Consider the following 8332-nt stretch of genomic DNA (forward strand, 5'->3'; position numbering starts at 1 on the left):
CGGGAACCGTCCACATCGCATTATCCAGATCGACCTCAGACCAGTACGCCTTGCGCAGCTCGGCCGTGCGGACAAACGTCAGCGCCATCAGCCGCTGCGCGATCACGGTAGTCCGGTAGCCCGCATCATCCACGCTGTTCAAGAACTTCGGGATGTCCTGCCACGACAGCGGCGGGTTGTGCCGAACCCTCGGGCGCTTCACTGATTGCTTCAGCAATGCAGTCGGGTCGTTTTCGCAAAACCCCTCTCCCGATGCGTATGCGAAGAGCTGACCACTCCACTGCCGGATCAAGATCGCCACCGTAGGAGCGCCGCGGTCAACCACCCCTTGGATGATGGGCCGCAGGTGAGACGCCTTGATCGCGCCGATCGGCAGCTTGCCGAGCTTGGGAAACACGTCCTTCTCAAGATAGGTCTTCACCTGGCCGGCGTAGTAGTCGCTCCAATGCGCGTTGCTCGCCATCCACCTGCGGGCAACCTCCTCGACAGTGTGCTCGTTCCGCTCGACTTGGTTGGCGATCTTGACCCGCTTCTCCAGGATAGGATCGCGCCCCTCGCGAACCAGGTTGCGCGCCCAATCTCGCTCCTGTCGCGCAACCTCCAGAGTCACCTTGGGAAACGAACCAATCGAGTAGACCTGCGCGGCGTTGCCCAGGCGATACCGATACCACCAGAGCTTGCTTCCATTGGGCTGTATGCGCAGGAACAGGCTGCCGCCATCCCTGAGCGTGTAGGCCTTGGGCTTGGCTTGCGCCGTCTCGATCTTGCGTACGGTGAGGAGATTGAGAGCCATGTGTATAACGCCCTGCAGGGGACTCGTTACTCACATTGTTATACACTTTGGCAGTGGATTGGTCTAGCAAGTGACAGAACCCACCAGACTCTCAACCATTGCAAATCAACGCATTATGTATGCACCATGGAACTCGGTGGCATCCGGTGGAGCTCAATCGTAGTTGTCGAGCATCAACACCATGCGCGGGGGTCTCTCGTTTGAACCCTGAAAAACGCCATCCCTGGCGTTGCTCAGCTCGCTGCAGCCGGGCGCTGCGCGCCGCCGGAAAGGGCGCGTATTGTCCGCCGATCGGCGTGGCGGGAAAACACCGTGCGCGCCGGCCTTACCAGGCTGTTGAAAAAGGGCAGGACTGCCTTTTTTCAACTCGCCGCGCGAGGCATCCCTGCCTCGCGGGCGCAGGCCGTTTTTCAACGGCCTGTCACAGCTGCACGTCGAGCCCGGCCTGCGCGAGATCGGCCGCCCGCAGCAGGGCGCGCGCCTTGTTCTCGGTCTCCAGCCATTCGTTCTCGGGCACCGAGTCGGCCACGATGCCGGCCGCCGCCTGCACCGACAGCACGCCGTCCTTGACGATGCCGGTGCGGATGGCGATCGCCAAGTCCATGTCGCCGGAGTAACTCAGGTACCCGCAGGCGCCGCCGTAGATGCCGCGCTTGGTGGGTTCGAGCTCGTCGATGATCTCCATCGCCCGCACCTTGGGCGCGCCGGTCAGCGTGCCGGCCGGGAAGGTGGCGCGCAGCACGTCGAAATTGCCAAGACCTGGCTTCAGCAGCCCCTCGACGTTGGACACGATGTGCATCACGTGCGAGTAGCGCTCGATGACCATCTCGTCGGTGACCTTGACGGTGCCGGTCTGCGCAATTCGCCCGATGTCGTTGCGGGCCAGATCGATCAGCATCACGTGCTCGGCGCGCTCCTTGGGATCGGCCAGCAGTTCCTCGGCCAGACGTTGGTCCTGCTCGGGCGTCGCCCCGCGCGGGCGGGTACCGGCCAGCGGCCGGATGGTCACCTTGGTGCCTTCGGTGCTCGCCTCCTGGCGCACCAGGATTTCCGGCGAGGCGCCCACCACCTGGAACTCGCCGAAGTCGTAGAAATACATGTACGGCGACGGGTTCAGCGTGCGCAGCGCCCGGTACAGCGCCAGCGGCGATTCGGTGTAGCGGCGGCGGATGCGCTGGCCGATCTGCACCTGCATCACATCACCGGCGGCGATGTACTGCTTGGCGCGCGCCACCGCGGCCAGGAAATCGGCCTTGGCGAAGGCGCGCTGCTCGGCGCTGCGCTCGCCGGCCGGACTGTGCGGCGGCGCCAGCGGACTGCGCAGGCGCGCCAGCAGCGTCGCCAGGCGCGCCAGACCGTGCGCGTGCGCGCCCGGCTGCTTTGGATCCACGTAGACGATCAGGTAAATCTTGCCGGCCAGGTTGTCGACCACGGCCAGCTCCTGGGTGTCCAGCAGCAGGATGTCCGGCGTGCCGAGCTCGTCCGGCAGCGGGCAGTGCGCGAGCCGCGGCTCGATGTAACGCACTGTATCGTAAGCGAAATAACCGGCGAGCCCGCCGCAAAAGCGCGGCAGGCCGGGCGGCACGTACACGCGCTGGCGCTTCTGGTAACGCTCGATGAAGTCGAGCGGGTTGCCGTCGTCGGTTTCGACCACCTGGCCGTTTTCCACCACCTCGGTGTGGAAACCGCGGCTTCGCAGCGCGCGCCGCGCCGGCAGGCCAATGAACGAATAGCGCCCGAAGCGCTCGCCGCCGACCACCGATTCCAGCAGAAAGCTGTTCGGCGCCGCGGCGAGCTTCAAGTAAAGCGACAGCGGCGTGTCCAGATCGGCCAGCGTCTCCAGCGTGAGCGGGATGCGGGTGTAGCCCTCGGCGGCGAGGGCTTTGAAACGGGCTTCATCCATGGCGCGGGCGGCGGGTGTCGAAAAAGGGCGGCAGTCTTGGCCGGTCAGGCCCCAGCGTCAAGGCACGCATCTGAATCCATTCATTGCCCAAGCGCGGCGCGCATGGCGGCGATGGTGGCCGCGTAATCGGCCGAGCCGAACACCGCCGAGCCGGCAACGAAGGTGTCGGCCCCGGCGCGCGCCGCATCGGCGATGTTGTCGACCTTGATGCCGCCGTCGATTTCGAGCCGGATGTCGCGCCCGCTGGCGGCGATGCGCTGGCGCACCTGCGCGAGCTTCGGCAGCGCCGACGGGATGAAGCTCTGCCCACCGAAGCCCGGGTTCACGGACATCAGCAAGATGAGGTCGAGGCGGTCCATGACGTAATCGAGATGATCGAGCGGCGTGGCGGGATTCAGCACCAGCCCGGCCTCACAGCCGTGCTCGCGGATCAGCGAGAGCGTGCGGTCGACGTGCCGCGAGGCTTCCGGGTGAAAGCTGATCAGGTTGGCACCGGCGGCGGCGAACGCCGGAATCAGCGCATCCACCGGCTCCACCATCAGGTGCACGTCGAAAAACGCCTGCGGCGCGTGGCGGCGCAATGACTCCACCACCACCGGACCGATGGTGAGGTTCGGCACGTAGTGGTTGTCCATGACGTCCACATGAATCCAGTCCGCGCCGGCCGCCAGCACGGCGTCGATTTCGGCGCCGAGCCGCGCGAAGTCCGCCGACAGGATGGACGGCGCGATGCGGTACCGCTGACTCAAAACGGCAACTCCAGACCCGGACGCACGCGCGCGAACAGCGCCCGGAAGGCGGCCTGGATGCGCGCGAGCGCAGCCGCATCATCCGCCTCGAAGCGCAGCACCAGCACCGGCGTGGTGTTGGACGGGCGCACCAGACCGAAGCCGTCCGGGTAGTCGGCGCGGATGCCGTCGAGCGTGCTCACCTCGGCGCCCGGAAAGTCAGCCGCGGCGACCAGCTCTTTCATCAGCGCGAAGTGCTCGCCTTCCTTGAGCTTGATCTGCAGCTCGGGCGTGCTGACCGAATCCGGGATGGCCGCGAACACCTGCTCCGGCGTCTGCGGCTGCCGGCTCAGGTACTCCAGCAGCCGGCAGGCGGCGTACACGCCGTCGTCGAAGCCGTACCAGCGCTCCTTGATGAAGATGTGCCCGCTCATCTCGCCGGCCAGCGCCGCGCCGGTCTCGGCCATCTTGGCCTTGATCAGCGAGTGGCCGGTCTTCCACATCACGGGCTTGCCGCCGGCGGCGGCGATCGCCCGCGGCAGGTGGCGCGTGCATTTCACGTCGAACAGGATGGTGGCGCCCGGCACGCGGCTGAGCACATCGCGCGCGAACAGGATCATCAGCCGATCGGCGAAGATCACCCGGCCGCTGGCCGTGACCACGCCGAGGCGATCGCCGTCGCCGTCGAAGGCGACGCCCAGATCGAGCCCGCGCTCGCGCACGCAGGCGACGAGGTCCTCGAGGTTCTCGGGCTTGGTCGGGTCCGGGTGGTGGTTGGGAAAGCTGCCGTCCACCTCGGCGAACAGCGGCACCACCTCACAGCCGAGCGCCTCGATCAGCGCCGGGGCGCTGGCGCCGGTCACGCCGTTGCCGCAGTCGACGCCCACCTTGAGCGGCCGCGCCAGCTTCACGTCCGACAGAATCCGCTCGCGGTACGGGGTCAGCGCGTCGGCCTCACGCACGTGGCCGAAGCCCGCTTCCAGATCATCCGCCTCGATCAAGCGACGGATGCCGAGGATGTCGTCGCCGGACAGCGTCTTGCCGGCCACCACGATCTTGAGGCCGTTGTAATCCGGCGGGTTGTGGCTGCCGGTCACCGCCACGCCGCAGCCGGTGTTGAACTCATAGGTGCCGAAATACACCACCGGCGTCGGCACCATCCCGACGTCGATCACCCCGCAGCCGGTGGCCGTGAGGCCGCGCGTCAGCGCGTCGGAGAGCGCCGGCCCGGACACGCGCCCGTCGCGGCCGACCACCACCTCACTGCAGCCGGCGCGGCGCACCAGCGTACCGATGGCGCGACCGATCTGGTAGACACCCTCTTCGGTCAGGCTCTGCCCGACCACGCCGCGGATGTCATAGGCGCGGAAGATTTCCTCGGGCGGCAGGTAGCGTTCGGTCATGGCGTCCTCTTGGCAAAAAAACCCGCTCGGCTAGGCGCGGCAGTGCTCCCGTCCGGGGCAGACAGCCCCGACCTGAAGCGATGCCGTGAGTCATCGCTTCAGGGAGCGCGACGTGGGCGTGACCCGCGCCGCCGCGGGCAGAAAAATGCCAGCGACGGAATTTTTCGGCATTTCCGTCAGCCCCGGCCGGTGTGTCCGAACCCGCCGCCACCACGGGCGGTGGGCGTGAAGTCGTTCACCAGCTCGAAGCGCGCCCGCACCACCGGCACCAGCACCAGCTGGGCGATGCGCTCGCCGGGCGCGATGGTGAACGGCGCCGCGCCGCGGTTCCAGCACGACACTTTGACCTCGCCCTGGTAGTCGCTGTCGATGAGACCCACCAGGTTACCGAGCACGATGCCGTGCCGGTGACCCAAGCCCGAGCGCGGCAGCAGCACGGCGGCAAGGCCGGGATCGGCGAGGTGCATGGCAAACCCGGTGCCGATCAGCGCCACCTCGCCCGGCGCCAGCGTGAGCGGCGCATCGAGGCAGGCGCGCAGATCGAGCCCGGCGGCGCCGTCCGTCGCGTACTGCGGCAGCGGGAACTCGGCCCCCACACGCGGGTCGAGGATTTTGAGCTCAACCGCGCGCATGCAGGCGCTCCGCGATCACGGCGATCAGCTCACGCGCCAGCGCCGCCTTGCTGGCGCGCGGCAGCTCGCGCTGCCCGCCCGGCCACAGCAGCGTGAGCGCGTTGTCGTCGGTCTCGAAACCCAGGCCCGCGCCAACCGCATTGGCAGCGATCATGTCCAGGCGCTTGTCGTCCAGCTTGCGCCGGGCGTAGCCGAGCACGTCGTCGGTCTCGGCGGCGAAGCCGACCGTGAACGGCCGGCGCGGCAGCGCCGCGACCTCGGAAAGGATGTCCGGATTGCGGACCAGCTCCACGGTGAAGGTGTCGCGGTCCTTCTTGATCTTTTGCGCGGCCAGCGCCGCCGGGCGGTAGTCGGCCACCGCCGCGGCGCCGATGTAGACGTCGGCGTCCGCCACCGCCGCCAGCACCGCATCGCGCATCTGCTGCGCCGAGCGCACGCGCTGCACGGCGATGCCCGGCGGGTCGGCCAGCGCCACCGGACCGCTGACCAGCGTCACGGTCGCACCCGCCGCGCGCGCCGCCTGCGCAATCGCATAGCCCATGCGTCCCGAGCTGCGGTTGCCGATGAAGCGCACCGGGTCGAGATCCTCGAACGTGGGACCGGCGCTCACCACCACCCGCCGGCCGGCCAGCGCGCCGCCGCCGAACTGCGCCGCGCAGGCCGCCACCAGCTCCAGCGGCTCGAGCATGCGCCCTTCGCCGACCTCGCCGCAGGCCTGACTGCCGCTGGCGGGGCCGAACACGCGCACGCCGTCGTCGGTGAGTTGTCGAAGGTTGCGCTGCGTGGCCGCGTTCTGCCACATGCCGACGTTCATGGCGGGCGCGATCGCGACCGGCGCGCGCGTGGCCCGACAGCAGGCGGTGAGCAGATCGTCGGCAAAACCGTGCGCCAGCCGCGCCATGAAATCGGCCGTGGCCGGCGCGATCAGCACCAGGTCCGCCCAACGGGCCAGCTCGATGTGGCCCATGCCGGACTCGGCCTCGGCGCTGAGCAACGCCTGGTGCACCGGCCGACCGCTGACGGCCTGCAGGGTCAGCGGCGTCACGAAAGCGGCCGCGGCGTCGGTGAGCACCACGCGCACCTCGGCGCCCGCCTCGCGCAGGCGGCGCACCAGATCGGGCGTCTTGTAGGCGGCGATGCCGCCGGTCACGCCGAGCAGGATGTGTTTGTCGAGCAGTGCGTTCATGATTACGTGCGCGAGTGTAGCAGCGGGCTTTTGACGACGAGTTTCTGCGGAGGAACGGCATGGCGATCGTCGATTGGCACCCGGACGAGCGACCGCGTGAGCGGCTGCTGGCCAACGGCCCGCAGGCGCTGTCCGACACCGAGCTGCTGGCGATTTGCCTGCGCACCGGCGTGCGCGGCGAGTCGGCGGTCGATCTGGCCCGCAACCTGCTCACCGAACACGGCGGCCTGCGCGGCCTTTTGGCCGGCGACCGCCAGGCGCTGCTGGCGCGCAAGGGCTTGGGTGCCGCCAAGTACGCGCAGCTGCTGGCGGTGGCCGAGCTCGGCCGCCGTTACGCGCAGGAGGTGCTGCGCCGCGGCGAGGCGCTGACCTCGCCGCAGGCGGCGCGCGATTACCTCGCCGTGCAGCTGCGCGACCACCCGCAGGAGGTGTTCGGGTGTCTGTTCCTGGACAACCGCCACCGCGTGCTGGCCTTCGAGGAGCTGTTTCGCGGCACCGTCAACGCCGCCAGCGTCTACCCGCGCGAGGTGGTGCGTGCCGCGCTGCGCCATAACGCCGCGGCATTGATCCTGGCCCACAATCACCCGTCCGGCGTGGCGGAACCGAGCGAGGCCGACGTGACGCTCACCCGGCGCCTGAAAACCGCGCTCGAGCTGGTGGACGTGCGGGTGCTGGACCACATCGTCATCGGCGACGGGCAGACCACCTCGCTGGCCGACCGCGGACAGCTGTGAACGCCGGCCCGGCACCGGCCCGCGGCCCGGCCATGCTGCGCGCGCTGCGGCATCGCAACTTCCGGCTGTTCTTCTTCGGCCAGTTGCTGTCGCTGCCCGGCACCTGGATTCAGGCGGTGGCGCAGTCGTGGCTGATCTACCGCCTGACCGGCTCGTCGGTGCTGCTCGGTGTCGCCGGCTTCGCCGGGCAGTTTCCGGTGTTCCTGATGGCGCCGCTGGGCGGCGCGGTGGCGGACCGCGTCGATCGCCGGCGCATTCTGATCGGCACCCAGGTCGCCTCATCCGTGCTGGCGCTGCTGCTCGCCGCGCTGACCCTGAGCGGGCACGTCGTGGTGTGGCAGGTGTTCGTGCTGGCGGCGCTGCTGGGCATCGTCAACGGCTTCGATCTGCCGGCCCGGCAGGCGTTCACGGTTGAGATGGTGGGCCGCGAGGACCTGCCGAACGCGATCGCGCTCAACTCGTCGGTGTTCAACGCCGCGCGCCTGGTCGGCCCCGCCATCGCCGGTGTGCTGGTGGCGGCCGCCGGCGAGGGCTGGTGCTTTCTGCTCAATGGCATCAGTTATGTGACCGTGCTGGCGGCGCTGCTCGCCATCCGCGTCACGCGCCGCGAGCGGGCCGTGCACACCGGCTCGCTTTTGGCGCACATCGCGGACGGCCTGCGCTACGTGCGCGGACACCTGCCGATCCGCAGCCTGCTGCTGCTGCTCGGCATGGTGAGTCTGGCCGGCATGCCGTATGCGGTGCTGATGCCGGTGTTCGCCGACCGCATCCTCGGCGGCGGCGCGCAAGGGCTCGGTCTGCTCATGAGCTGCGCCGGCGGCGGCGCGCTGATCGGCGCACTCACGCTGGCGGCACGACGCAGCCCGCGCGGGCTCACGGCCTGGGTGCCGTGGGGCGCATTCGGGTTTGGATTCGGCCTGCTCGCGTTTTCGCTCTCGCGCAACTTCTGGTTG

Annotated in this window: 8 protein-coding genes; 2 read left to right on the forward strand and 6 right to left on the reverse strand. The window is 68.9% G+C overall.

What is annotated here, in order from left to right:
* The 6 genes from PHC73_RS08610 to coaBC form a co-directional block, all read right to left on the reverse strand.
* On the reverse strand, positions 1–793 hold a 793-nt coding region (locus PHC73_RS08610; RefSeq protein WP_300126765.1), incomplete at its 3' end, for an integrase arm-type DNA-binding domain-containing protein.
* Positions 794–1214: 421 nt separating this feature from the next.
* The gene (gene trpE / locus PHC73_RS08615; protein WP_300126767.1) at positions 1215–2696 is read right to left on the reverse strand and encodes an anthranilate synthase component I; all 1482 of its coding nucleotides are present in this window, start codon (positions 2694–2696) and stop codon (positions 1215–1217) included.
* 80 nt (positions 2697–2776) lie between these two features.
* Entirely contained in the window at positions 2777–3445 is a 669-nt protein-coding gene (gene rpe / locus PHC73_RS08620) for a ribulose-phosphate 3-epimerase (protein WP_300126768.1), read from the reverse strand.
* The gene (locus PHC73_RS08625; protein ID WP_300126769.1) at positions 3442–4827 is read right to left on the reverse strand and encodes a phosphomannomutase/phosphoglucomutase; all 1386 of its coding nucleotides are present in this window, start codon (positions 4825–4827) and stop codon (positions 3442–3444) included. Before PHC73_RS08625 ends, rpe begins: the two co-directional genes overlap by 4 nt.
* A gap of 176 nt (positions 4828–5003) precedes the next feature.
* Positions 5004–5459 carry a dUTP diphosphatase gene (gene dut, locus PHC73_RS08630; protein ID WP_300126771.1) on the reverse strand — a complete coding sequence of 152 codons (456 nt, stop codon included), beginning with the start codon at positions 5457–5459 and terminating at the stop codon, positions 5004–5006.
* Complete coding sequence (gene coaBC, locus PHC73_RS08635) at positions 5446–6645, reverse strand: bifunctional phosphopantothenoylcysteine decarboxylase/phosphopantothenate--cysteine ligase CoaBC (protein WP_300126773.1); 1200 nt, start codon at positions 6643–6645, stop codon at positions 5446–5448. Before coaBC ends, dut begins: the two co-directional genes overlap by 14 nt.
* 59 nt (positions 6646–6704) lie before the next feature.
* On the opposite strand from coaBC, the gene radC reads away from it, so the two are divergent.
* Together radC and PHC73_RS08645 are read left to right on the forward strand one after the other, a co-directional pair.
* Positions 6705–7379: a DNA repair protein RadC gene (gene radC / locus PHC73_RS08640; RefSeq protein WP_300126775.1), complete on the forward strand. Its 675-nt coding sequence runs from the start codon at positions 6705–6707 to the stop codon at positions 7377–7379.
* Positions 7376–8332, forward strand: a 957-nt coding sequence (locus PHC73_RS08645; protein WP_300126777.1) for an MFS transporter, incomplete at its 3' end; no start/stop codon positions are given. The genes radC and PHC73_RS08645, both read left to right, overlap by 4 nt.

The sequence above is a fragment of the Immundisolibacter sp. genome (assembly GCF_028696615.1).
Taxonomy (GTDB): domain Bacteria; phylum Pseudomonadota; class Gammaproteobacteria; order Immundisolibacterales; family Immundisolibacteraceae; genus Immundisolibacter.

What these genes read in the sequence shown, in the direction of transcription:
- trpE (WP_300126767.1), bottom strand. Translation starts at nt 2,696, where the DNA reads ATGGATGAAGCCCGTTTCAAAGCCCTCGCCGCCGAGGGCTACACCCGC.
- dut (WP_300126771.1), bottom strand. Translation starts at nt 5,459, where the DNA reads ATGCGCGCGGTTGAGCTCAAAATCCTCGACCCGCGTGTGGGGGCCGAG.
- PHC73_RS08625 (WP_300126769.1), bottom strand. Translation starts at nt 4,827, where the DNA reads ATGACCGAACGCTACCTGCCGCCCGAGGAAATCTTCCGCGCCTATGAC.
- coaBC (WP_300126773.1), bottom strand. Translation starts at nt 6,645, where the DNA reads ATGAACGCACTGCTCGACAAACACATCCTGCTCGGCGTGACCGGCGGC.
- radC (WP_300126775.1), top strand. Translation starts at nt 6,705, where the DNA reads ATGGCGATCGTCGATTGGCACCCGGACGAGCGACCGCGTGAGCGGCTG.